1 pseudogene is annotated in these 807 nt (G+C 45.5%); it reads right to left on the bottom strand.

Going from position 1 to position 807, the window contains the following annotated elements:
• A pseudogene (locus DW904_RS24410) lies at positions 1–397 on the bottom strand (plasmid recombination protein); the annotation flags it as partial.
• Between the last annotated feature and the right edge of the window lie 410 nt (positions 398–807).

Below are 807 nucleotides of genomic sequence, written 5' to 3'. Positions count from 1 at the left end.
GTTTCAATGGAACGTAGTTCTTTCTGAAGCTGAAGAAGCTGGTTTTTGTACGTCCTTGTGTTTGTCTAATGCACTGGATATATCGTTTGATAGTTCCTGAAGCTGTTCTTTCGTCCTTGTGTTTGTCTAATGCACTGGATATATCGTTTGATAGTTCCTGAAGCTGTTCTTTCGCACATTCGGTCTTGTACTGCATAGCCGATAAGTGTTTGCGGTCAGAAGAAACGCCACGTTCCATGCCCAGTGTTTCAGATGCTATGGTTTGGAGTTCTGCCATGTCATCACGCGATAAACGCACACTTTTCCCATTCGGCTGCGTCCAATCGAAAACTACATGGGCATGAAGGTTAGGTGTCCATTGCTTTGCGTTCATGTATCCTTCGCACACTTTTCCCATTCGGCTGCGTCCAATCGAAAACTACATGGGCATGAAGGTTAGGTGTCCATTGCTTTGCGTTCATGTATCCTTCGTCCTTGTGTATATGGATTTGAAATGCTTCGATACCGAAACGTTCTTTGCAGACCGTGGCAAACTGCTGGAGTTCCTGCATGGTGGTTTCTTGTTTGATTACTATTACTCCCTCTCGTATGGGTGCGGCTTTAGCCTGCATCTTCTGCCCAACCGTATCGAGATATCTTTGTTTCGCACTTTCCAGCCGATGGGAGATGCTATCTCCAACCCAGCTTCATTCAAATGACTAAGTTCGGGAGATATCTTTGTTTCGCACTTTCCAGCCGATGGGAGATGCTATCTCCAACCCAGCTTCATTCAAATGACTAAGTTCGGGACGAACATAGTCCAACTCT

Origin of the sequence: Ruminococcus sp. AM42-11 (assembly GCF_003480145.1) — a bacterium.
In the GTDB taxonomy this organism is placed as follows: domain Bacteria; phylum Bacillota; class Clostridia; order Lachnospirales; family Lachnospiraceae; genus Blautia_A; species Blautia_A faecis.
Note: the sequence above shows the minus strand (reverse complement) of the source record. Positions and strands in the feature narration are given on the sequence as shown.